The sequence below is a fragment of the Aliihoeflea sp. PC F10.4 genome (assembly GCF_054612275.1).
Genome location: NZ_JBTSWH010000001.1, coordinates 2,307,746 through 2,331,002 on the forward strand (window position 1 = coordinate 2,307,746; position 23,257 = coordinate 2,331,002).

At 62.9% G+C, this 23,257-nt stretch carries 22 protein-coding genes; 4 read left to right on the forward strand and 18 right to left on the reverse strand.

From position 1 onward, the window contains the following. Positions 1 to 3: 3 nt before the first annotated feature. From ACX82Z_RS11765 to ACX82Z_RS11810, 10 genes are all read right to left on the reverse strand, one after another. Positions 4 to 411, reverse strand: coding sequence for a DUF3168 domain-containing protein (locus ACX82Z_RS11765; protein WP_459588960.1), 408 nt, complete (start codon positions 409 to 411; stop codon positions 4 to 6). Further along, entirely contained in the window at positions 392 to 550 is a 159-nt protein-coding gene (locus ACX82Z_RS11770) for a hypothetical protein (RefSeq protein ID WP_459588962.1), read from the reverse strand. Before ACX82Z_RS11770 ends, ACX82Z_RS11765 begins: the two co-directional genes overlap by 20 nt. Then, positions 547 to 882 carry a phage head closure protein gene (locus ACX82Z_RS11775; protein ID WP_459588963.1) on the reverse strand — a complete coding sequence of 112 codons (336 nt, stop codon included), beginning with the start codon at positions 880 to 882 and terminating at the stop codon, positions 547 to 549. The genes ACX82Z_RS11770 and ACX82Z_RS11775 overlap by 4 nt, the downstream gene beginning before the upstream one ends. Continuing rightward, a complete protein-coding gene (locus ACX82Z_RS11780; RefSeq protein WP_459588964.1) occupies positions 879 to 1,451 on the reverse strand; it encodes a head-tail connector protein in 573 nt (190 codons plus the stop codon). Before ACX82Z_RS11780 ends, ACX82Z_RS11775 begins: the two co-directional genes overlap by 4 nt. A gap of 73 nt (positions 1,452 to 1,524) precedes the next feature. Then, complete coding sequence (locus ACX82Z_RS11785; RefSeq protein ID WP_459588966.1) at positions 1,525 to 2,757, reverse strand: phage major capsid protein; 1,233 nt, start codon at positions 2,755 to 2,757, stop codon at positions 1,525 to 1,527. After that, positions 2,754 to 3,434: an HK97 family phage prohead protease gene (locus ACX82Z_RS11790; protein ID WP_459588968.1), complete on the reverse strand. Its 681-nt coding sequence runs from the start codon at positions 3,432 to 3,434 to the stop codon at positions 2,754 to 2,756. Before ACX82Z_RS11790 ends, ACX82Z_RS11785 begins: the two co-directional genes overlap by 4 nt. Beyond that, on the reverse strand, positions 3,427 to 3,762 hold the full coding sequence (locus ACX82Z_RS11795) for a DUF6107 family protein (protein WP_459588969.1): 336 nt from the start codon (positions 3,760 to 3,762) through the stop codon (positions 3,427 to 3,429). Before ACX82Z_RS11795 ends, ACX82Z_RS11790 begins: the two co-directional genes overlap by 8 nt. Positions 3,763 to 3,772: 10 nt before the next feature. After that, complete coding sequence (locus tag ACX82Z_RS11800; protein WP_459588971.1) at positions 3,773 to 4,957, reverse strand: phage portal protein; 1,185 nt, start codon at positions 4,955 to 4,957, stop codon at positions 3,773 to 3,775. Between the two features lie 11 nt (positions 4,958 to 4,968). Further along, positions 4,969 to 6,315, reverse strand: a complete 1,347-nt coding sequence (locus ACX82Z_RS11805; RefSeq protein ID WP_459588973.1) for a DNA-packaging protein — start codon at positions 6,313 to 6,315, stop codon at positions 4,969 to 4,971. Then, a complete protein-coding gene (locus ACX82Z_RS11810) occupies positions 6,212 to 6,679 on the reverse strand; it encodes a hypothetical protein (RefSeq protein WP_459588975.1) in 468 nt (155 codons plus the stop codon). Before ACX82Z_RS11810 ends, ACX82Z_RS11805 begins: the two co-directional genes overlap by 104 nt. Positions 6,680 to 7,011: 332 nt before the next feature. Here ACX82Z_RS11810 and ACX82Z_RS11815 point away from each other — a divergent pair, with 332 nt between their 5' ends. From ACX82Z_RS11815 to ACX82Z_RS11825, 3 genes are all read left to right on the forward strand, one after another. Beyond that, positions 7,012 to 9,159 carry a transglycosylase domain-containing protein gene (locus ACX82Z_RS11815; RefSeq protein ID WP_459588977.1) on the forward strand — a complete coding sequence of 716 codons (2,148 nt, stop codon included), beginning with the start codon at positions 7,012 to 7,014 and terminating at the stop codon, positions 9,157 to 9,159. Between the two features lie 94 nt (positions 9,160 to 9,253). Beyond that, positions 9,254 to 9,820, forward strand: coding sequence for a DUF1214 domain-containing protein (locus ACX82Z_RS11820; RefSeq protein ID WP_459588979.1), 567 nt, complete (start codon positions 9,254 to 9,256; stop codon positions 9,818 to 9,820). After that, on the forward strand, positions 9,813 to 10,355 hold the full coding sequence (locus tag ACX82Z_RS11825) for a DUF1254 domain-containing protein (protein ID WP_459588981.1): 543 nt from the start codon (positions 9,813 to 9,815) through the stop codon (positions 10,353 to 10,355). The genes ACX82Z_RS11820 and ACX82Z_RS11825 overlap by 8 nt, the downstream gene beginning before the upstream one ends. A gap of 264 nt (positions 10,356 to 10,619) precedes the next feature. Here the strand turns inward: ACX82Z_RS11825 and ACX82Z_RS11830 are convergent, their stop codons facing one another. From ACX82Z_RS11830 to ACX82Z_RS11850, 5 genes are all read right to left on the reverse strand, one after another. After that, positions 10,620 to 12,773 carry an alpha/beta hydrolase gene (locus ACX82Z_RS11830; RefSeq protein ID WP_459588983.1) on the reverse strand — a complete coding sequence of 718 codons (2,154 nt, stop codon included), beginning with the start codon at positions 12,771 to 12,773 and terminating at the stop codon, positions 10,620 to 10,622. Between the two features lie 195 nt (positions 12,774 to 12,968). After that, positions 12,969 to 16,034: an efflux RND transporter permease subunit gene (locus ACX82Z_RS11835; RefSeq protein ID WP_127898212.1), complete on the reverse strand. Its 3,066-nt coding sequence runs from the start codon at positions 16,032 to 16,034 to the stop codon at positions 12,969 to 12,971. Next, positions 16,031 to 17,170: an efflux RND transporter periplasmic adaptor subunit gene (locus ACX82Z_RS11840; RefSeq protein ID WP_271886716.1), complete on the reverse strand. Its 1,140-nt coding sequence runs from the start codon at positions 17,168 to 17,170 to the stop codon at positions 16,031 to 16,033. Before ACX82Z_RS11840 ends, ACX82Z_RS11835 begins: the two co-directional genes overlap by 4 nt. 439 nt (positions 17,171 to 17,609) lie before the next feature. Continuing rightward, positions 17,610 to 18,965 carry an IS1380-like element IS1247 family transposase gene (locus ACX82Z_RS11845; RefSeq protein ID WP_006473457.1) on the reverse strand — a complete coding sequence of 452 codons (1,356 nt, stop codon included), beginning with the start codon at positions 18,963 to 18,965 and terminating at the stop codon, positions 17,610 to 17,612. 76 nt (positions 18,966 to 19,041) lie between these two features. Beyond that, positions 19,042 to 19,170 carry a hypothetical protein gene (locus tag ACX82Z_RS11850; protein ID WP_459588985.1) on the reverse strand — a complete coding sequence of 43 codons (129 nt, stop codon included), beginning with the start codon at positions 19,168 to 19,170 and terminating at the stop codon, positions 19,042 to 19,044. A gap of 217 nt (positions 19,171 to 19,387) precedes the next feature. On the opposite strand from ACX82Z_RS11850, the gene ACX82Z_RS11855 reads away from it, so the two are divergent. Further along, positions 19,388 to 20,215, forward strand: coding sequence for a hypothetical protein (locus ACX82Z_RS11855; protein WP_459588987.1), 828 nt, complete (start codon positions 19,388 to 19,390; stop codon positions 20,213 to 20,215). Here ACX82Z_RS11855 and ACX82Z_RS11860 read toward each other — a convergent pair whose 3' ends face one another. Genes ACX82Z_RS11860 through ACX82Z_RS11870 form a run of 3 tightly spaced genes read right to left on the reverse strand, consistent with a single transcriptional unit; the run spans position 20,216 to position 22,965 of the window. After that, positions 20,216 to 20,548, reverse strand: coding sequence for a DUF1491 family protein (locus tag ACX82Z_RS11860; protein ID WP_459588989.1), 333 nt, complete (start codon positions 20,546 to 20,548; stop codon positions 20,216 to 20,218). 10 nt (positions 20,549 to 20,558) lie between these two features. Continuing rightward, positions 20,559 to 21,404, reverse strand: a complete 846-nt coding sequence (locus ACX82Z_RS11865; RefSeq protein WP_459588991.1) for a peptidoglycan-binding domain-containing protein — start codon at positions 21,402 to 21,404, stop codon at positions 20,559 to 20,561. Next, positions 21,379 to 22,965 (reverse strand): sensor histidine kinase, encoded by a 1,587-nt coding sequence (locus tag ACX82Z_RS11870; RefSeq protein WP_459588993.1) that lies wholly within the window; start codon positions 22,963 to 22,965, stop codon positions 21,379 to 21,381. Before ACX82Z_RS11870 ends, ACX82Z_RS11865 begins: the two co-directional genes overlap by 26 nt. Positions 22,966 to 23,257 lie beyond the last annotated feature (292 nt).

Consider the following 23,257-nt stretch of genomic DNA (forward strand, 5'->3'; position numbering starts at 1 on the left):
AGATCAGGCCGCGTCGATCAGGGCGCGAAAGCGCGCCAGGCCGTGATGCACGTCATGCTCGTCCTCATATCGGACCTCGACGAACTCGGCACCGATCCTCACGAGCGCATGACCGCCGAGCATAAGCGCCGCGTCATCCAGTTCGCCCCGCACGGCTTCGATAACCGCATGGCATTGCGACTTGCCGCGCTCTTTCGACCAGACGTGGATTGTGACCAGATGCTCGCTGCCGCTTTCGGTGTCGGTCGACCAGTCATAGGCGCTGGTCCGCCCGAACGTCAGATAGGGAAAGACCGCGTTCGCGGGTGCCTGATCATAAAGGCGCACGCCGTTCATGAGCGCGGAAAGCGTTTCGCTTTGCGTCAGTCTGGCAAAGATTGCCTTTTGCAGTTCAAATGCGGCGGCGCTCATCGTCTGCCTCCTCCCGCTCGCGTTCGCGGCGATCCCCGCCGCGACGATATCCCGTCGCCAGATCGTCTGCCATACCGTGAAGATATGAGCGCAGGCTGCGGATCAGGTCGTTGGTGGTAACGCGGATTGCGGTCTTCATCGGCCCGCCTCGCGCACTTCGCAGACGAGATAGCGCTGCGTTTCGTCGGGATCGACAAGCGACCTGATCTCGAACACACGCTCCCGGTTTCGAAACCGCATGCGCCGAAAAATATCCTGCCGGTAGCGGAGCGTGATGCGATGCGTGACGTCAATCTGATGCTGGTCCGCGCCAAAGCGCATATTGGCCCGTTTCGGCTCGACATGAGCGAAGAGTGTCGCAACCTCCACCCAGTTCTCCGTCACCCCTCCTGCACCGTCACCGGCGACGATCACGTCTTCGACGATCAGTTCCGTTCGCAGCCTGCCCGGATCGATGAATTCGGTTCTCATGCGATCCGCCTTTGCCTAAACGGCGCGATCAGCCGATCGTAGCCGGCCGGATAGGAAACCGGCTGTCCCGACGCGCCGACGACACCGCGAAACTCGTACCAGTGCGCGACCAGCATCAACATCGCACGTTTCAACAGGTCGGGAACGTCCGCGCCCGCTTCGCCATGTCCTGCGATATAGTCGATCTCGATGCCGTTCAGCGCCGCGCCCGGCGTCGGCGGTCGGCGAAACACGATGCGTGCGGGTCGCGATACGCCGTCGGCCGTATAATGCGCCGGATCGACGAGCGTGCCTTCGCCATCTGCGCCGAACACGGTAACGGACAGCACTTCCCTTACCGGCGAAGGCCTCAGGCGCACCATGCGGTCGCGCGGCAGCGCATCCAGCACCTTCCGCCATGTCTGGTTGAGCAACGCCAGCCCTGTCGCACGCTCCACTTCCTCACGCGCGGCACGGATCAGGCCGGACACCAATTCATCTTCGCTGTCATGCTGCAAGCGAAGATGTGCTTTTGCCTCGGCCAGCGTCACCGGCTCGGCCTCGGGGCCGGTCGTTCGAAATGCGGTCATCGCCACCTCGATTGTCGAAAATGAAAAGGCCCCGGCAATTCGTTGCCGGGGCCTGCTTGCTCGATGATCCGCCTTAAGCGGCGAACTTTACCAGCTTGATCGCGTCGAAGTCCTGCACGCCGCCGCCGACGCGCTTGGTTACGTAGAACAGCACATACGGCTTGGCGGAATAGGGATCGCGCAGGACCCGGACGCCCGCCCGGTCGACGACCAGATAGCCGCGTGCGAAATCGCCGAAAGCGATCGGCGTTGCGACGCTGCCGATATCGGGCATATCCTCGGCCTCGACAACCGAGAAGCCCATCAGCATCGCGCGGCCGCCAACCGTGGCGGGCGGCTGCCAAAGATAGTTGCCGTCGGCGTCCTTCAGCTTTCGGATCGCGGCCTGCGTGCGCCTGTTCATGACCCAGTTCGCATTCTGGCGGTAGCCGCTCTTCAGCGCATAGATCGTGTCGATCAAAACATCGGAGGCATCGTCGGCCGGCAGCGCGCCATCGACACCGGTCGCCACGTGGCCAAGGCTGCCCCACTGCCAGTTCGCCTCCGCGACGCTGCCATAGTCGAGGAAGCCGCGCGGCTTGCTGACGCCGTCACCGGTCACGAAGGCAGCGCCCTCCTGCTCGGCAAACGCCGTCTCCACCTCTGCCGTGATCCAGGCGTCGAGATCGACGACCGAATCCTCCAGCAAAGCCGCCGTCGCCGCCGGCATCGCGTAGAGCTCCATCGTCGGGAACTGCAGTTCCTGCAACGCCGCGGTATCCGTCTGCGGACGCGCCGCCGTCTCTCCGACCCAGCCTACGGCCGGCCCGTTGACCGCGAAAGGCTTTTTCAACACCGCGCCGGAAACCTGCCGAACGGTCGCGATGGAGCGGATCGGAGACAGATCGCGCAGCCGCACACCGATGGCCGCTTCGATCTCGTCGGGGACAAGGTAGCCGCCGTCCTGGCCCGAACCGTAGTTCATGGCTTTGAGTTCCAGCGAGCGCAGATTGCGATCCTCACCGCCGCGCACATAGGCTTCGAAAGCGTGCTTGTGTTCGAGGCAAACGCCCGTGACGCCAGCGCCACCCAGATGAGGCCGCGCCTTTTTCAGCGTCAGTTCGTCCAGTGCGCGCTTCTGCTGATCGAGTGCATTCGACAGGCGTTCGACCTTGTCGGTCGACAACACGTCCGCGCTCATGCGCTTTTCGATCTGCGCCAGGCGACCGTCATTGGCTTCGCGAAACGCGCCGAACGTCGTCATGAACTCGTCGAAGGCATCCGCGACATCCGCGCCGACTGCCTTGGTCTCGATGGAATGGTTCATCGAAGAATGGTCCTTTCGTTGATCTGATGTGCGGCCCTGCGGATCGCCTCCGCCAGCGCCGCTGTTCCTTCCGGCGCGGCGTCCCGCTCGCGTCGCAAACTGGCAAAGCCGTGGGCCACCACATGCCTCGCCTCCTTTCGCGTGAGCTGCGCGTCCCGCGTCAGCCAGCGCTCGAATTGCCGGGTAGTGGGCAGTCCGTTGCCTTTCAGCGAAATCCGCGCGCCCTCCTGCATGGGAAAGGTCACGACGGAGATTTCCCAAAGATCGGCCTGCCGGATATGGCGGATGCCGGTCTTCGGATCGGTCCGGCCACGCACCACCTTGAAGCCGATAGACAATCCATCGAGCGCGCCGTCGCGGATCAGCGCACGCACTTCGCGCGCCTTTTCCGAGCCCGGCGACAGGCGACCACGAACCTTCAGCCCGTATTCGTCTTCCGCAATCGATGTCCACGCGCCGATCGGCTGCGCCGGATCGTGCTGGAAGAGCATGCGGATACCGCCCGCGCCACGCCGCGCGATCGCGCTGGAAAAAGCGCCGCGCTCGACGATGTCGCGGCTCATATCCACCCGGTCGAACAGGCTCGCATAGCCTTCGAACGTCCCGTCATCCTCGACGCCCTCGATGGCGACATCGACCAGCTTGCGTTCCAACATCACCTTGGCACCCTCACTCATGTCGCGTTTTCTCCTTCGCGCCGGCGTCGGCCCGGTCGAATATCCGCATAACGAGACCGAGCGCCCACCAGGCGCTGAGGCTCGCCGCCGCCGACCCCATCAGCATGATCTCGAATGCGCCGAGCGTGCTGCCGACATCGAGTTCGGATGCGATCTTCAGGCCCGCTGCGCCGCCGAATATCAGGCCGGAAACGACGCCGACCGTGAAGCGCAGCGCCGCCTCGCGCGGTCCGCGCGGCAGCACGTAGGCGACCGAGATCGCCGATCCGGCGACAGCGCCGGCAAACTTGGCGACCCATAGCCAGGTCGCTTCGAAACCCTGTGTCATGTCAGCCTCCTCAGCCAATCGCGCGCGGCCCGTAGCCGACCGCTTCGCGCTTTTCGTCGTCCGTCAGGAACTCCGCATCGCCGACCCGCGCCCACAGCGCCTCGCGCTCGACCGACAGGCCCTCGATCCGGTCGGCGTCGTAGCCAAGCTTAAGCCGCCGCCCGAAGCGCGGGCCGAGCCAGCCGCCGAGGTCCTGCGCGATGCGCTCGACCAGCGGCAGAACGGTCAGGCGATAAAAGGCACGGTTCGCTTCTTGATAGTTCGCATAGGTACTGTCGCCGGGAATGCCGAGGATCATCGGCGGGATGCCGAAAGCGAGCGCGATGTCGCGGCTCGCCGCGTTCTTCGCCTCGATGAAATCCATGTCCTTCGGCGTCAGGCCCATCGCCTTCCAGTCAAGTCCGCCCTCCAGAAGCAGCGGTCGCCCAGCCCGCACCGCGCCGGAATAGCCCTCCTCCAGTTCGTTCTTCAGCCGTTCATACTGCTCGTCCGTCAGGTTGCCGCCGTCTTTCGGCGCATAGACGAGCGCACCGGACGGCCGCGCGGAATTGTCGAGCAGCGCCTTGTTCCAGCGCCCCGTGGAATTGTGGATATCGAGCGCCATCAGCGCCGCCTTGAGCGGCGGAAATCCGTAATGATCGTCGAGCGGATGGAAGAGCGCGAAGTGATGCGCCCCACCGCCCTCGCCTGCACCCAATGCGACACGTCGCACACCGGCACCCTGCCGCTCTTCCAGCGCTACCGGCCAGCCTGACGCATCGGCCGCGACCGTCACCCGGTCGGGGCGCAGGAGATGCAGTTCGCGTGCGCCGCTTTCCGTTTCGACGAACTCCGCATAAGCGTTGCCCGCCATCAAAAGATGACCGTAGAGGCTTTCGAGAAAACTCGGTCCCGACTGGCGCGTATTCGGCCGCGCGACGAGATCGAGCAGCGGATGGTCGGTCAGTTCCTCCCCGTCCTCGTAGAGCAGGAAAGGGATCGCGGAAGCCGCCTGCGCGATCATGCGCACCGATCGGTGAACCACCGGATTGCGCATGAAGCCTTCGCGCGAGAGCGCAGCGTAGTCTCCCCGTGTCCACACCGCGTCGCCATTCAGATGCAGCGCGATGAGACCCGGCGAACTGCCCGCCGAGCGCGTTTCCAGGCGCGCGCCATCGTTCCCGGAGCGTGCCGCCCAAGGCCAGTTCCATCCCATATGCATGTCCTTCAGGTGAGTTTGCGGATACGCGGCTCGCGGCCGCGTCCAAGAAGAAGTTCGTTCAGCGCCCAGACGAGCGCATCGAGCCGGTCCGGCGAGCGCCCGTTCGACAGACCCTCAGGCCCGAAATCGCACATCTCGTCCTCCAGTTCGGGAAAGCGCCGCGCATGTACCACTTTTCCCTGATGGTAGAGGGCCGCGACCGGCTCGGCGCGCAGCCACTTTCCGCGCGAGGCCCGAACCGGTTTCACCGGCAAGCTTGCGTCGATCGCGGCGAGCACAGCGCCGACCATGTCGCCGCCCTGGTTGACCTCGGCGACCACGCAATCGGCTTCATGCCGATGGAAGGTTTCGACAATACGCGCGGCCCAGCCTTGCGGTTTCAGCCCCTGCACCGTCGCGTCTTCGAGCACCACCGCCCGCCCGTCTCCCGCAAGCCCGGCGACCACGATCCCGCAGGCGTCAGCCGATTTTCCCGAGCTTGCCGGTGGATCGACCGCCACGACGATCCGCATCAATTCCAGCCGCGTATCCGGCTTTGCCGTCTCGATCTGCGCACGCGACCACAAGGCGCCGTCGCGATCCTCGATCAGTTCACCGTCGAGTTCCTGACGTTCGAGCCGCGTGCCCGCATAACGCTTGCGGATCGCATCGATGAACCCCGCCGCCAGATTGGCGCGGTTATCGCTCGTCTTCAGCCGCGTCACCGTCACATCCGGGTCGGCGATCAGCGCCTTGACCAGTGGCAGCGGGCGCGGCGTCGTGGTGATGATCTGAGCTGGCCGCTCACCCAGCCGCAATCCGAATTGCAGCATGTCGAAACAGGCCTGCGGGTGACGCCACTTGGCAAGTTCATCGCACCATGCGGCGTGAAACTGCGGCCCGCGCAGGCTTTCGGGATCTTCCGATGAAAACGCGTAAGCGACTGCACCCGAATCCCACACGAGCCGACGCCGCCCCGCTTCGAAACGCGGCCGGTTCTGCCGCGCCTGCGCCATCAGGCCGGACGGCCCCTCGATCATCACCTCGCGCACATCGCCGAGCGTCTCGCCGATCAGCGCGATGCGCATGTCCCGGTTTTCCTGTCCGAAGGGCGGCAGGCCACGCACCACGGCGTTCACCCATTCAGTGCCGAGCCGCGTCTTTCCCGCACCGCGCCCGCCCAGCACCAGCCAGGTCGGCTTCGGCGTGGATACCGGGTACTGCGCGGGATGCGCCGTCGCATACCATTCGTCCCGCGTCAGCGCCTCGCTATGGGCACCCAGATTCTTCGTTGCCCAGTCGTGCTCCGTGATATCGGGCGATTTCGTGAATTCTGTCGTCGATCCGCTTGAGAGCGGCGGCAAGTTCGGCATCGTCTTTTATCTGTTTATCCTTTGCGTCCTCGTCGGAACGCATGGTTTCGCCGATTTTTTCGAGCGCCTTCACCATCGCCATGATGGTGTCGACGCGCGGCTTGTCGAATGTCAGCCCCTCCCCATCATCGCCGCCGAGCGTCAGCCGCTCGATCTCTTCGATGAGCCGGTCATATTGCGCCTCAACGCGCTTGCGCCGCGAGGGCCGATCGCTCTTGGTCGCCGCACGCCAGCCTTCCGCAATTGCCCGTGCCTCCACGAAACGTGCCGAGCGTCCGGCGATCGTCGCAAGCCTTTCCAGCGTCGCCTCTCCGCCTTCGTGGATATGACGCATCGCTGCGTAAACGCCGTCAGCGCCGCTCATTAATCCCTCGTATGAATTGTCGTGAGATGATGCGCGGCAGATCGATCCGTCCGCCGCAGCCGCAATTTTGCGACCATGCATGAACACTACATCGGGACCGTCACGGTGTCAAGAATAAATTCCTATTTTTTAGCGATTGATTTGAAGCGGGATGAGTGTTGCCCGAACGCGACGCACGCATCGCGTTCCATTCACGATGGCGTGGCAAGTGCCCTAGCCTCCCTTGTGAGAAAGGCGGATTTGAACGACACTCGGCCTTCGAAGGGGTATGTCGCGCTCATCTCCTGGTTGCAGGATCTAAGAGCGCGGTTTGGCGTGGGCGTAGTGGGTCGATGAAAAATCCGTTTGAGGGACGCGACAGGAAGAGAGGACGGCCCGGCCGTCTCCTCGCGTTCGACGCATGGATCGATTCGTCGCTTTACGAAGCAGGCTTTCGTGCCCGCGAGCGCTGGGAAAACGTCACGATCTTCTTCCGCCGCTTCAAGGTCACCGGCTGGCGACGCGGTATAGTCGAGTTGTCGAGCGAAGCGTTTACCCTCGGCACGGTAGGCTCCATCGTCATCTTGGCGCTCGCCATGCCTGCCTTCGAGGAAACGGCGCGCGACTGGCGAAGCCAGGGCGAATATGCCGTCACCTTCCTCGACCGCTACGGCACGGAGATCGGCCAGCGCGGCATCATCCAGCGCGACTCCGTCCCGGTCGACGAAATGCCGGACCATCTCATCAAGGCCGTTCTGGCGACCGAGGACCGTCGCTTTTTCGAGCATTTCGGCATCGATGTCATCGGCCTTGGCCGCGCGATGTCGCAAAACGTGCGCGCCAATTCGGTCGTGCAGGGCGGCTCCACGCTCACCCAGCAGCTCGCCAAGAACCTGTTCCTGACAAACGAGCGCTCCATGGAGCGCAAGATCAAGGAAGCCTTCCTGGCGCTTTGGCTCGAGGCCAACCTTTCGAAGAAGGAGATCCTCCAGCTTTATCTCGACCGCGGCTATATGGGCGGCGGCACGTTCGGTGTCGCGGCGGCGGCAGATTTCTATTTCGACAAGCCGTTGAAAGACGTGACGCTTGCTGAAGCCGCCATGCTGGCTGGCCTGTTCAAGGCGCCCGGAAATTACGCCCCGCACATCAACCTTCCCGCCGCGCGCGGCCGCGCCAATGTCGTTTTGAACAATATGGTCGACAGCGGCATGATGTCCGAGGGCGAGGTCCTTTCCGCCCGTCTGCGCCCGGCGACGCCGGTTGATCGCGGCAGCCAGGATAGCCCCGACTATTTCCTCGACTGGGCGTTCGAGGAGGTCAAGAAGGTCGTGCCGCGCGGTGGCCCTCATGCGCTCGTCGCACGCACGACGATCGATCTCGGCATGCAGCGCGCGGCCGAGGAATCGCTGGAATTCCATCTTCGCCAGCACGGATCGGAATATCGCGTCACCGAAGGCGCAATCGTCCTGATCGAGAACAACGGCGCGGTTCGCGCCATGGTTGGCGGACGCGATTATGGCCGTAGCCAGTTCAACCGTGCCACCCGCGCGCTGCGCCAGACCGGCTCATCCTTCAAGACCTACGTCTATGCTGCGGCGATGGAAGCTGGTTTCACGCCGCAATCGGTCATTTCAGACGGTCCGATCAACTGGAACGGCTGGTCGCCGCAAAATTATGCGCGCCGCTTTTCCGGGCGCATGACGCTCACCGAAGCGCTCGTGCGTTCCATCAACACCGTTCCGGTTCGCCTTGCGCGCGAGCATATCGGTACCGAGCCGATCCGCGACATCGCACACGCGATGGGCGTCGAATCCGAGGTCAGCACGCACAAGACCATGGTGCTCGGCACGTCCAGTATCACGGTCATGGATCAGGCGACCGCCTATAACACGCTCGCCGATGGCGGCTATGCGGGCACACGCCACGGCGTCAGCCAGCTTCTGACGCATGCCGGCGACATTGTTTACGATTTCGGCCGCGATGCGCCGGCCCCGCATCGCGCGATTTCTGCTGAGGCGCTCGGCTCGCTCAATTCCATCCTCGTCCAGATTCCCGAATGGGGAACCGCGCGCCGTGCAGCGCTGCAAGGGATCAGGTCGGCCGGCAAGACCGGCACAACCCAAGGATATCGCGATGCCTGGTATGTCGGCTTCACCGGCAACTACACGGCCGCCGTCTGGATGGGCAATGACGACTTTTCCCAGACCAACAATATGACGGGCGGCTCTCTGCCCGCGATGGTCTGGCAGCGCCTGATGACCTACGCGCATCAAAACGTCGAACTGAAGCCTATTCCCGGCATCGACAATCCGTTCGTCGACCAGAGCCAGATCGCGGCTGCGCCAAGTGACGGCACCGAGGGGCAGCAGGACGAGCAGGAAGAGCGACCCGCCCTCCTCTCCAACCGGACGACCCGCGTTCTCGTCGACATGTCGGACGCCTTCCGTCAGGCACCGGTCGTGCGTCTGCCCGGCCGTCCGGAAACGCTTTCGTCGCTTTGAACCCTCGCATGATTTTTGGTGGCGCGTGGTGTAAAGGCGGGCGGTCCGCGCTCTTTGCCCTTCGATTCGGCGCATCATCGAAAACCCGGCCGCAATGCTGAAATCGCTCACCCTCATCGTGTTCACGCTCGTCATCGCCATAGGCGGTGGTGCGGGCAGCGTCTGGTGGATGATGGAAGACGTGCAGGATTTCGGTGCCATGACGGTCGATGGATGGACCGTCAACCCGACCGAGGGCACGCCGGATGCCGATCCTTATGCCAAGGCGAGGTTCGCGCGTGAGGGAAAGCTGGCGCTCGGCTCGTCGGAAGGCGCGCAACTGGTCGCGACCCGCGATTCCACAGGCGAAGTCCTTCGCGGCGGCTGCGACTATGTCGTGACCGGGGGCGTGCCCGTATCGCGTTTCTGGACCCTGCACGCAGTCGGACCGGACAGGCAGCCACAACCATACGCCATCCATTCGCAGGCTCTTCTTCGCGATGCGGACGGAGCGTTCACGATCACGGTTTCGCGCCACCCCTCACCTGGAAACTGGCTGCGCATCGAAACGGATACGCCCTATCGCCTGATCCTCGCCGTCTACGACACGGCCATGATCGGCACCGCCGATTTCGCCGACGTCTCGTTGCCCGGCATCCGAAGGGAGCGCTGCGATGGGTAGCTTCCTGCGCGCGCTGCTCGTAGGCATCGTCGGTGCGGGCATCGTCCATGGGGCGATCCTCCTTCTCATTCCGCATGTGACGGAGGCGGATGTCTGGACCCGACTGGAAGCGCGGGCCGATTTTTACGAAGCGGTTCGGATCGATCCGGCGTCCGGCGTCAACATGTTGCATCTGCCCGACCCGCTATTCGAAGCCGCCGCATGTCGCATCGATCTGTCGGAAGGGATTGTCCATCTTCATGCGGAAGGCACGGTGCCCTACTGGTCGATGTCGATTTATGATCGTTCGGGACAGAATATCTTTTCGATCAATGATCGCACATCGAGCGATAACCGGCTCGATTTCCTCGTTGCGACATCCGCCCAGCTCACCGAATTGCGCAACACGCCGGCGGATGATCTGGGAACCGCCGTCTTCGTCGAGACAAACATCTCCGAAGGCATCGTTGTCGTCCGCGCCTTCGTACCCGACGCGACATTCGAGCCCGGCGTATCGGCCTATCTCGCCGGCCTTGAATGCGGCCTCAGGTCCTGATCGTCAGGCCTTCTTGCGGCGACGTGCGGCGCGCGCCTTTTGCGATGGCGCGTTTTCAATGAGGATAACCCGGAAAACAGCTATATTACCACGCTTCCGGATGGGTTTCGAAATCCGCTCATAATTGAAGAATTCGCCAACGGCGGACCAAATCAGGACGTTATAGCCGCTCTTTCCCTCGGGCGTACGAAATCCGGGGATGACACCCTCTATGTTTTGCGAAGGAAAGAAAAGTCGAGGATAACGGCGGAAGCAAGGCGACGGTCAGCGCCGGGGGGGATCCTCGGCACGGATGGCAATGGAATAGGGAATGGCGGGGTCGGCCTGCTGTGCTTTGGCGCTGATACGGGCGTCAGTCCTGACCTCCTCTAGCGGCAGCCCGGCGCCGGTCACCCTATGGTCATGCAGGTAATCTGGCAGATAGCCGGATAGAAGGATGCGCCAGTCCATCGGGATGCCCGGCTCGACCACCCGGGCCAGTTGAAAGATGATCGTGGTGCAGTTGGCGGTAATCGTATGATAGAAGGCGGGCTGCGCGGCCAGCTGGTTCGCCTTGTCCAGATAGGTCAGGAACAGCGCCCGGCGTTGCGACGCTGTCAGGTCCAACGGGTACAGGGCGACATCCTCGCGGCGCATGGTGGTCCGCAGCCGAAGGATGTCCGCTTCGTCGGCGGCAATCATCACCAGTTCGAATTTCTTGAAGAAGCCGCCGATCTCGGAAAAGGATTCGTGCCGCTCTCGCCGGATCTCGGCTGAAAAGGTCAGGAAGGCGCCGTCAGAAAAGCCGAAGCTGATCAGCGTATGGGCGATGGCTGGATTGCCCCATGTCGATGTTGCTAGATCGACTGAGGACAACGCGCCGATATCATAGCGGCGCGTTTCCCAGTGCGGGGTAAAATGCTGTTCGCTGCGCCACTCGAAATTGCGGACATTCTCCAGAATGGCGGTCTGCCCCTCGATCCGCGCGGTCACGCCATGGGCGACATCTGGCGCCCAGTCCCGATCGCCCGAGGGCCGGATCGTCAGCCACCATCCCAAAGCCACGGCGACGAGGGGCAGCAGCACCGCCCGGCTCGCGCCGCGTCGCCCGGCGGCCCGAAGCGCCAGAATGGCAAGGGCCGTCACGCCGACGGCAAGGATCCAGAACCAGCGCGCGAATCCATCCAGCTGATACCTCAGGGCCAGCCCCACCAGGGCTGCGGCGATCAGCACGACAAGCGTGAAGGCAGCCCCGGCAAGCCACCGTCGTCCACGCCGGGTCTGCGGGATGGTCCTACTCACCCGCCAAAGCCTCGCCCACGATCGAGAATGGGCTGGAAAGGGTGGCGCCGACCGTGTTGAATACAAAGGCCCCTGTGCGGCGAAGACTAGGGCCAGGGCCGTCTCCTCCTCCCGCCCCCGATTGGCGTAGAAGGAGGCCAGCCTGACGTACCGGTCATGGTTCAGGCCGTCCGAAGCCTCGAGGCTGGAGATGTCGATGATCGCCAAGCGAGCCTCTCGCGCGGCCTGCTGCACGGCCGGGTCGGTGATGTCCAGCGCGCCGACGCGCATGCGGGTGCGGCTCAGCCGGTTGCTGACGCGCAGGGCTTGGTCATCGGGCGAGACCAGCACTGCCATCGGCTGCGTCATCGGGCCGAGGACCTGCATCTGCGCGCGGAACACATCGACGTCGATATCGGGCGCCGCAAGCACGACGGTCAGGCGGTCAAGGATGTCATTTTGCCCCGACAGGCGCAGCTGGCGCAACGCCTCGACCGTCAGCCAGCCGCCCATCGAGTGGGCAAAGACGGTGATCGTGCCGATGCGCTGGTCCCGCGCCAGCGCCGCCAGCAGATCGGCCAGCGCATCGCGCGAATAGGTAACGGATTCCTTGTCGGCCACATAGCCCGCAATGGCAGCCTGAGAAGGCCAGGCGAACAGGATCGGAGTGTTGTCCAGATCGGCATCGACCGTCATTTGGGTCAGCCGGTACAGCGCCTCGGGAAAGTTGTAGTTATAGCCGTGCACGAAGATGAGCACGTCCTTTCTGCTGTCTTGCGATGCGGCGACCTTTTGCAGGAAGCCCTGCCGGGTCAGGATGCTTTGCCCGACCGTGGCAAAGCTGGTCTGCGGGTCGATCTCTTCGTCCGGCCATTCGATCACGCCTGGCTGATGGTTGGGCGGCACCGAGATATCGAAGGACGAGTAGTTCGGCTGGCTGGCACGCCCCGAGGTGAAGACATTAGCGTTCTCAGCCGCCCGCTCACGGGTCGTGGCGGCATAGATGGTGACGGTCTGCGCGCCGGGAACGCGCGCCTCGATCGTTCGCAGAACCTCAGGACCGGGTCTGGCAGCGCACCCGCCAAGGAACAGGGTGATGGCCATAATCAAAAGGCAGGATGCCCTGTTCGCGTGCAAGCACCCTTGAGCGTTGGTCATTCCAGTTCTCCCATTATCCATTGTTCCAGCCGCCGCTGGCTGTCTATCAAACACGTCCCGCAGGCCGTTACCGCTGATCTGCACCCGATTTGCGGGACGCGCATTGCTGCCGGAGTCTGCTAGCGCCACGAAGCCTCTCAGCAGGTGCTGTCATGGGTGACCTGAAGGCAGCCCCATTCGCCGCAAGGCCGCGCATCATCCGCTTGCCCCGACCGGATTAGCACTCCCGCCTTCCTCCATTTTTCTTTCCTTGCTAAACAACACGTAATAGAGGACCGGCGCGGCGATCAGGGTCAGGATAGTTGCGAAGGCCAGACCGCCCATGATGGTCACCGACATCGAGGCAAAGAATGGATCCCACAACAGCGGAGCCATCCCCAGGATTGTGGTGACCGCCGCCAGCACGACCGGGCGCAGCCTTGATGTCGATGCTTCAATGATCGCCTTTCGGAAGGGCATGCCCTCTGCCCGAACCAGATCGATCTCCTCGACCAATACGATGCCGTTCTTCAGCAACATCCCCGACAGTGACAGCAGCCCCAGAAGCGCGGTGAAGGAGAATGGCAGGCCGGTGATGAGAAGACCGATCACCACTCCGTTGACGGCCATGGGCACCAGAAGCCACACGATCAGCGGCTGGCGCAGCTTGCCAAACAAAAGGATCGAGATCAGCACCATGATCAGAAGTGAAGCCGGCAATTGCTGGCCCAGACTGCGTTGCGCGTCGGTGCTGTTTTCATATTCCCCTCCCCATTCGAGGACATAACTATCGGGCATGGTGATTGCCTCGACCGGGGCGCGGATGGTAGAAAAGACATCGGATGCATTGCCCCCTGTGGGGATCCCCGCCTCGACCGTGATCGTCGGAACCCGGTCGCGGCGCTGGATAAGGGTGTCGCGGGGCTCCCATCCAACGCGTTCGATCAGCTGCTCCATGCTGACGTAATCCTCGGCAGCCTCGGAATAGACGATCTGCTGGGCGAGATCGGGATTGGCGCCGCTGCCGCGCAGGCGGATCGGGATCTGCCTGTCGGCTTCCTGATAGATCGCGACGGGCAGGCCCTCGGTCGCCATCAGCGCGGCATCTGACAGATCGGCGCGCGAAATCCCGGCCGTCTGCGCGCGCTGCGTGGCATATTCTGGGATCAGCACGGGCTCGTATTCGCGCCAGTCAGTCCGGATATCAATCAATCCCGCATCCTGCCGGGTCAGCGTGGTGCTGACCAGATCGGCCAGCGCGCGCAGAACCTTTGGATCGGGCCCCGAAATCCGCGCCTGAATGGGCGCGCCGCCGCCGGGACCAAAGGCCAGACGTTCGGTCCGGAACTCGCCCTCAAGCAGCGTTTCGCGACCAAATTCGTTCAGATCCTCCAACAGCCGCGGGATCGTTTCGGTCGTGGCGGTACGGATGATCAGATGGCCATAGCTGGGCAGCGCCTCTTCTGGGGAATAGGTCAGCATGAAGCGCGTCGCCCCCGAGCCTACGAAGGTCGCGACCGACGTCACCTCGTCGCGCTGCAGCAACCATTCCTCGGCCTTGCGCATGTCGTCCGACACGCTGTGGATGTCGCTGCCCTGCGGCAGTTTGTAATGCGCATAAAAGACCGGCGTGCTGCTGTCGGGAAAGAACTGCTGGGGCACCGAGGCAAAGCCGCGAAAGCACAGCACGGTGATGACGATCATCGCCGCCAGAAACAGCCAGCGCGCCCTCAGCGCCCCACCCAGTACCGTGCGATAGGCCCGAAAGACTGGGCCATTGTAATCGCCACCCTCACCGTCGCCCTTGCCGCGCTTGAAGACGTAATGGGCCAGAAGCGGCGTGACGGTGAGCGCCAGTACCCAGGACAGCAGCAGCGAGATCCCCACCACCGCGAACAGCGAGAACATGAACTCGCCCGTCGCATCCGGCGACAGGCCGATGCCGGCAAAGGCCATGATGCCGATCACCGTCGCGCCCAGCAGCGGCAGCTGGACCCGCTTCGCGCCATCCTCGGCGGCGTCGCGGGACGAGCTGCCCGAGGCCATCTTGATCTGCATCGATTCGGCCAAGACAATCGAATTGTCGACCAGCATCCCCATCGCAATGATCAGCGCGCCAAGCGAGATCCGCTCCATTTCTATCCCGCCAAGCGACATGAAGAAGAACGTTCCGATCACGTTCAGAAACAGCGTCGATCCGATGACGACCGCCGACCGCCATCCCATAAAGAGCGCCAGCACCACCACCACCAGCGCCACCGACATCGCCAAATTGACCAGAAATGCGGACGAGGATTCGTCCACGACCAGATGTTGCTGATAAATGGGGTGGAGCTGCACGCCATGGGGCAGCTCCCGCAACAGTTCGGCTATCTTGGCATCGACGCGCATGCCGATATCGACGATGTTCTGCGACGACACACCCGCTATGCCAAGCGTGAACGCCTCTTGCCCGTCAAAGCGGATGATTTCGCGCGGGGTGGGAACGCGACCGCGTTCGACCGTGGCGATGTCGGTCATCTGAAATACCGAGGTTCCCACGTTCACGGTCAGCTCGCGCAGCGCATCGACGCTGTTGGTGCCGCGCGGCACGTCGATCCCGAAGCGGTTGCCGTCCGCCGCCAAAGACCCCGAGGGTGACACGGCTGCCGCCGCGCTGATCTGGTCGATCAAAGCGCCGGGCGGGACACCCAGATTGGATGCGATGGCCATGTCTGGCATGACATAGACCGCCTCTTCCGGCAAACCGGCGATGGCCACATTCGACACGCCCTCGACCGTTAGGATCTCGCGCCGCAGATAGGTCGAGATCTCGTGGATCTCGGCATCCGAAAACCCGGGCGCGGTCACCGCCATGAAGATCCCGAACACATCGCCGAAATCGTCGTTTACGACCGGCAGGTTCGCGCCTTCGGGCAATTGGGCACCGGCATCGGCCACGCGGTTGCGCAGCTCGTCCCAGACCTGCGGCAGCTCGGCCCCACTGACCGTAGACAGGATTTCGACATCGATGCGCGATGAGCCGGGCTTGTTCGACGAGGTCACCGTGTCCAGCGAGGCCATCTGCTGGATCGCGGATTCTAGGGGCTCGCTGACCTCGCGGGCGACCTGTTCCGCCGAGGCCCCGGGATAGGAGGTGATCACCACCGCCTGCTTGATGGTAAAGCTCGGGTCCTCCAGCCGGCCTACGGTCGCATACCCCCACAGGCCGCCCAGAAGGCAGCCGAGAATCAAAAGCCAAGTCAGAAGCGGCGCGTCGATCGCCTTACGTGCTAGGTTCATTGCGACGCCTCGGGCGTAGGACCATTGTCGTTGGACAGACCAGTAAAGCGGCCTACCCGCGTCCCGTCAGCCAGCATCGCCGCGCCCGAGGCGACGATGGTCACGCCCGGCTCGGGACCGTCCAGCATGTAAAACCTGGTGCCCCCGGCGGGTTCGATCGTGACGCTGCGACTGGCCAGCGTGCCGCGATCGGGGTCGGCGTCATCGGGGCGATAAACCAGCACCTGAGGGCGGCCATCGGGCGCATAGCGCAGCGCACTGGCCGGCAGCGTCACGACGCTGTCCGAGCCCGGGCGCTGGACGGTGACCTGAACCGTGGCCGAGGCCCCCGGCAACAGATTTTCGGGCTGATCCTCGCCGAACGCGAAGGCTACGCGATAGGTCTGGCCCGCTTCGGCAGCCTCGGCGGTCAGCTCGCGGTATTCCAATGGATAAAGAGGGCCGTCGACGACCATCTGCGCGCTGGCCTGAAACTCCAGCTGGCCGCCGAACTGGCGGAACAGGATTTCCGGCACCTGAATGTGAACCTGGATTTCGCTCATGTCATGTGCTCGAACGACGGGTTCGCCCGCCGCAACTGTCGCATATTGATCCGCCAGTCGCTGCGAGATGAGCGCGTCGAAGGGAGCTTGCATCGTGGCATAGTTCAGGCTGTCCAATGCATCCTCATAGGCCACCTGTGCCACGTCACGTGTGCTCTGGGCATTCTCGATTTCAGCTAGGGCTACGACGCCCGCCCCCAATTTACTGAGACGTGCCAACTGCCGTTCGGCCTGATTAAGCTGTACCTGCGCCTCATTCACGGCGCGTTCGAAGGGACCGCGATCAAGTCGTCCCAGAAGAGTGCCCGCTTCGACAAACTGGCCTTGTCGGATAGGCAGTTCCTCAATCTGGCCGCCCGCCCGAAAGGACAGATCAACGGTCGATCTGGCCGCGATTCGCCCGAAAAACCGCCGCTCGACGAAGTCGGCGGCCTCTTCCAGGACCATCAATTTGGCCGGGCGCAGGCTTTCGCCCGGATCGCCCACCTGTGCGAATGCTGGAGACAAAGACGCCAGAAGCGTCAGGGAAATGACCGCAGAGATATTGAATTTCATAAAAGTAGCCTTCGTGCATGGATCGTCGCCAGATGGCATGGCCGGTTTTGAACGGAAAATGTCACAGGAGCCTGCCCAGCTATGTGCCTAGTCAAGCGCAGCGTCTGGTGTTCGGAAAAAGTCGAAGCAGCGGGACGCAGTCGCGATATGTGGACCCAATCAAGGTGCTGCCAGGAAGACTCAACCTTTCCAATGCTCAGAGTTTCAGCTGTTTTTCCGGGGGCAACGCGACTCCTGCACAGATGAAGAGCCCTTGACCTGCATTCCCCAAGTGGCGTGTCGTTTGAGGTGAAGATCGCCTGTATCCGAGCGCTAGACAAGGATTTTCTGCCGCAAGCGGCACCTGCGGTCGCGCAGACTGCTGGATCTGGACGGATCAGACCGCGAAGCCGCTGTTTCCTTGCCCAGGGGCGGCGTTTTTCAGCGCAGCGGACAGATCTGTCCAGCCGCTTTCGTTCAGTTTGAGCGTGGATCGCGATCATGCGCATAGCGGTGGCGCTCGCAATCGGCGGATAGCGGCGAGGATGGCGCGTACCATCGTGCCGGTGACAGCGACCTCGGCCAGCTGGAAGGTGATGGTGCGGGCGTGACGGACCACACGTGCCCCGATCTTGATCAGCTTCAGTTGCAGGCTGGTCAACGACCAGTCGGCCATGGCCTCGGGCAGCTCGATGCAGCGCAAGAAGGTGGCCAGGTTGTACGCCAGGGCGTGCAGTTGCAGCCGCACCTCATTGTCGCGGAACTTCCGGCACGACAGCCGCGTCCAGCGAAAGGCGTATTTGCCCTCTTTGATGTGCTGCTCGGCGGTGCCGCGCTGGTTGTAGAACCGCACCACCCAGTCCGGCTCCATCGGCAGGTTGGTGACGATGAAGCCGACACGCGGGAACAGTTCGCCCGGATGCCATTCGATCTTGGCGATCACCCGGCGTTCCTTGTCCCAGGACGCCGCCTGATACTCGAATTCCTCGAAGAACCGCTTGACCTTGGTCAGTGACGGCCGCCCGACAGGGCGCGTTAGCCGATGCGCGATCTTGTCCTTGAGGACCGCGTTTGCGGGCAGCCGGATGGCGTAGAAGAACCGCGCTTCTTCCAATCGCTCATAGATCGCCGGGATCGCGTAGGCAGCATCGGCCCGGAAGAACCTGCCACCAAGGTCGCGCTCCGCGTAGCGCGCAATGACGGGGTCGAGAACATCACGCCAGCCATCGGCGCTGTGGACGTTGCCATGGCGCAGGGCGCAGCGTTCCAGCATCCCGAACTGGTTGAACAGAAAGTTGGGGTGATAGCAGCTACAGTCGAAATGGCCATTCCAGGCAGACCCTTCCTGGTCGCCATGGGTCGGGCTGACCGAGCTGTCCATGTCCAGAACGATGTACTTCAGCCCGTTACGGTCATGGAACCGGTCGATCCATTGCCCGTTCAGGTCGGCCAGCGCGGCACGGTTCCCGGCCAGAGCCAGCGTCTCGGTCTCGAACCGTCCCATCTGCGATGCCGAGGCCGCTTGTGCATCGACCGCTCTGCCGCCGACAACTTGGCGCATGACCGGATCGCAGGCGAGACGGTTGGCGTCGTTGACATCCTCGTATCCGGCCAGCCGCCCAAAGACTGATTGCCGGAACAGGCCGTCGAGCCGATGGACCGTGTTCTTGCCAGAGCGAGTATCGCGCAGCGCCGCTGACGCCAAATCGGACAACCCGAGCGCGTCATCAAGCTCGCGCATCACCAGAAGGCCGCCGTCGGAACTGAGCTGCGTGCCGCGAAATTCCAGCCGCACGCGAGGGTCGAAATCCACCCGATCTGCCCGTTGCAAGCCCGCACCCTCTGGGTGATCCATGAAACGCGCCCCTCGCAGCCTTCAACACCATGTTTTATATAGGAAATATAATGGTCAGGACAGCGAAATCAGCGCCTTACTTGGGAAATGTGGGTTCAAGTCGCTCGTAACGGACACCGGGAAACAGGATGATCTTTGCGCCGAGACCCTTGTCCTGCAAAGAGCGCTGCCTGGGTATGGTCGGAAATTTAATGATGGTCGTCATGGTCGTTGCTCGCAAATCTAGGGAGCATCGAACCGGCCATTTTTACGCAAGATGGCCCGATGCTCGAATCTATCGGGGAGCCTACGCAACGCCTCCAAATCCCGTATGCGGCCGGCACGGTTAATAAGTGCATAACGCATTTGCGCTAAGTTGAACGAAGGGCGACATGTTCTTGTCTGCCCGTCAGTTTCGAGTATCCGCAGATCGGGCGTACCAAGTGTCCAGCGTCGAGTTCAGGCAGTTTGCTTCCAGTTCGGAAAACACGAAGTCGGACAGGCTTCTTCGTGCGGCCGTTTCGGCCTTCTGTTCGATCCCCCGCCCATCGCGTCAGGAAATAGCTCAGATCGAGGATCTCGCCGATCCGCTCCTTGCCTGCGCATCGCGCACGACCTTGCGCTTCGTATGCGCCGCTCTTTCCGAATGCATCTACCCGCCCGCCACTTTGGTCCGTCGGCTTTGCGACGAACCCGTCGATATCTGCGCCCCGCTTCTGGTGCGCTCTAATGCGCTTCGCGACATCGACCTTTTGTCGCTCATCGGTCGTCATGGGCTTGGCCATGCGCTTGCGATCGAACGCCGGCCCAACCTCGACCCACGCATCGCGCGCCTGATCGCAACCTTGAAGCCAAGCGCAAAGGCCCAGACGGAACCGTCACAACCCGCCATGCTCGATCGCCTGCGTGCGATGATGGCCGACACGCCGCAACGGGAAAAGATAGCGCGCTGGCAGGAAGCGCCCTCGGCCTATCTCAAGCTGCGTGCCGCAGCCCTCACCGGCAACCCGTCGATCCTGCGCCGCACGCTTGCCGCCCTTGCAGGCATCGACGAACATGAGGCCGCCGGGCTGATGGCCGATCCGGATCGCACAGCACTGAGCCGCATATTCAAGCAATTCGGCCTTTCGGTGGAGGAAGCCTATCTGGTGGTCTCGGCATCGCAACCATACCGGTTCAGCACGGCCGCCTCGATCCGCGCCTTCATCGATAATTACGACGTTACCGGACAGGCATCGACGCCAATCACGATGGCGCGCAGCGCCGGCTGATCACAGCAATTCTTCGACCAGATCGGCATCGGCCTCGATCTCCACGATCCAAAGATCTGGGTCGAAGCGCCTTTCCTTTTCCAGTCGAGCATCGATTGCCTCGTCGTCGGCATCGGTCAGGACAGCGGAAAACATCCGCTCGTCCGGCCGCGCGTCGGAATAGTCCGATTGCGCGCTCGGTGCATAAAGCGTGGCAAGGCCGAAGCGCGAGCGAACGATGACGAAAGCCGCGCCGGCCTCGCTTGCCCCACGCTTGATAACGGCACCATAGCCGCCGGCGGCGAAGACCCGCCTCAAGGCGGCGGAAACCCAAAAATCGGTCGTAACACGCATGGGAAAGACCTTAGCTCGTGAGGCCTATTTCCCTCATCTTCTCATAGGTCGCTTCGTCGGGCATGCCCGTTTCGGGCAGTCCGAACAGACTTTGAAACTCCAGTATCGCAGTTTCGGTGCGCGGGCCGACCTGCCCGTCTAGATCGATGCCCTGATTACCGAAGGCGCGCAATCCGGCCTGTATGCGCATGACACGCTGTTCGCCGGACGCGGCCGCGGACGCCGTGCGGATTTGATCCGTCTCGCCGCGCGCAGCATCGGTATTCGCGGTCGGCCCACCGGTAGCCGGCCCGGTTCCCAAATGCCGTAGAAGCTCGGAATCGATGCCGCCTTCCTCGGGCAGGCCGAGGCTGCGCCGATGGGCTGCCACGGCGGCATTCGTCTGCGGGCCGGTCAGCCCGTCGATTGACCCTTTGTAGAGATCGAGTTCGGCGAGAATCCGCTGTACTTCGGCAACGACTGCCGCACGCGCATCGGGCGCGGCCTCCTCGAACCGGGGATCGCTTCTAATCTCGCCTGCCTCGGGCCGTGGGGCCACAGGCGGCTGAACCGCTTCGGCCGGAAGGTCGAGCTTGGGAGCAGCAGGCGCATCCGGCGCAATTTCCAGTCGCGTCACATCGATTGGCTCGGCGGTCCCGCGCGGTTGCAGATGACGCGTTTGAAAAAACGCGCTCGCATGCGGATGCGGCTGATACCAGATCGCGTTGGCCGCGACGAAGGCGAATGTGATTGCGAAGGCGGTAACGCCTCCCACCGCCACGGGATTGGCGGCGATCGTCTGGCCGGTGACCGCCAATCCCGTGGCGAGCAGGCCGGGACGCTGCTTGCGCTTACGCGATTTTGCGGTACGTGCCATGTGTCTTCAGTCCATTTCCAGCAATCGTGGTGGTCAGTTTCGTCACGTCCCCGCTGTCGCGTGCCAGCGGCAGCTGGACGGTCACGGTCGTGCCTTGCCCCGGCGCGCTTTCGATCGAAAGATCACCGTCGTGAAGCGCGACGAGGCCCTTGACGAGCGACAGGCCGAGGCCCGTCCCCTCGAACTTGCGCGTATAGTCGTTGTGGACCTGCGCGAACGGCTTGCAGAGCCCATCCAGATCAGCCGCCGCGATTCCGATGCCCGTATCGGCGACAACGAGCGACATCCGCTCGCCCATGCGCGATGCCGAAACGGAGACACTGCCGCCCTGAGGCGTGAACTTGATGGCGTTCGAAACGAGGTTCAACAGAATCTGATGCACCGCGCGCTGATCGGCATTCAGTTCTCCGACATTATCGCCTGCGGTGTTGGCCAGCGTCACGCCCCGTTCCGCCGCCTGCCCATCCAGCAATGCCAGCGCACGGTCGATCGCGTCTGTCATTTCGAACGGCTCGGGATGGATCGCATAAGCGCCTGCCTCGATCTTGGAGACATCGAGGATCGAGTTCACGATCGAAAGAAGGTGGCTCCCGGCCTCGCGAATGAGCGTCACATGTTCGGCCTGCTTGGCCGGCAGCGGACCCGACACCTCCTGATGGAGCAGCATCTCGGAAAAGCCGATGATGGCGTTGAGCGGCGTGCGCAATTCGTGGCTGACGGCCGCCAGGAAACGACTCTTGGCCGCGTCGAGCGCCGCCGCTTCATCCATGGCGTCGTCGAGAGCGACCTGCAATTCGCCGACATCGCTTGCGTCGCGCAGGATCACCGTCCAGTCAGTCGCATCGCGCAGCAGTTCGAGGCTGACGTGAAGATAGGCGACGTCCCCCGGCACGTCGCCGGGTATGCGAAGCGTGACCAGCAGGCTTTGCGCCGTGTCGCCATCATTTGCCAGTGCGCACAGGAGCTTGACCCGGTCGCTGACGCGCACCCGGCCGAACAGGCCCGCGCCCGTGAGAATATCCGGATCGAGCCGCAGGATGGACCGCGCCTGATGCGATGCCGACAGCACCTCGCCTTCGTTGGTCATGCGCAGGACAACTGCATTCATGCGTGCGGCCAAGTCCGGCTCACTCTCGGTCCGTGACGCTTTGCCGGGACCTGCGACCCAGCTCGCCAGCCCCGCAATCGCGAGCGCGAGAAGCAGCAGAACCGCCACCTGCGCCCCTCCCAGAACCGTCATCGTGCCGATGGCAAAAGCGTGGAGGCTGCCCACCCACGCCGCGAGCCGGAAATGTGTGCCGCTCGCGACAAGAAGGACGTTGGCAAGGCATACGGCAAAAATCGCCGCGATCGCGGCAGCGGCCATGTTTGCACCCCATGCCGCAAATGCGGCGGGTGCAGCGATGGCGGCAAGAAAAAATGGCGCGGCTAGCTGTGTGGCAAGCAGTCTGGCATGCCGTTCGCGCGCGACGGCGTCCGTTACCCCTCCGGCGACCAGCCGGTCGCAAGAGCCGAGTATTCGACCCATCCATTCGAAGGAACGGCTTTCGCTTGATTTCAACGCAACGCACTCGCACACGGGGCCCGCTTTTCGCGGGTCGACATCATTGGCAGCACAGTCGCATCCAGCGTTTAAGGAAAGGATAAAGCATGCCATTTCCAGGTACCCGGAAGCCATCGCCATCCCTGTCGTTTCGATTGATTGGCGACGTGGTAAACCGACCGTAAGCACGCTTTCTTGCCTGTAAATCCATCACCTCGATTCTCGTAAGTTATTGAAAATTATATATTTAAAATTGCGCTCACGCCCCGACCTCGCAGCCGACGAGCGCCGATCGTTACAATTTGAATCG